1 rRNA gene is annotated in these 305 nt (G+C 49.8%); it reads right to left on the bottom strand.

The features are described 5' to 3' along the window. A 5S ribosomal RNA gene (gene rrf / locus IB241_RS27375) occupies positions 1-102 on the bottom strand; the annotation flags it as partial. Between the last annotated feature and the right edge of the window lie 203 nt (positions 103-305).

Raw genomic sequence — 305 nt, 5'->3', positions numbered from 1 at the left:
TACTCTCACATGGGGAAACCCCACACTACCATCGGCGATGCATCGTTTCACTGCTGAGTTCGGGATGGGATCAGGTGGTTCCAATGCTCTATGGTCGTCAAGAAATTCGGGTACTGAGTCGTGGCTTGTGCCTCGCTTCAGCAAATTGGGTATGTGATAGCTTTCGGTGTTTTGTGAACGTCGAACTTTCGGTTCATTTCGTCTTCACACACCGCAATCTGGCCTTTCGACGCAAATTGCTTGGGTGTTATATGGTCAAGCCTCACGGGCAATTAGTATTGGTTAGCTCAACGCCTCACAGCGCT

The organism is Pseudomonas sp. PDM05, from assembly GCF_014851685.1.
In the GTDB taxonomy this organism is placed as follows: domain Bacteria; phylum Pseudomonadota; class Gammaproteobacteria; order Pseudomonadales; family Pseudomonadaceae; genus Aquipseudomonas.
Note: the sequence above shows the minus strand (reverse complement) of the source record. Positions and strands in the feature narration are given on the sequence as shown.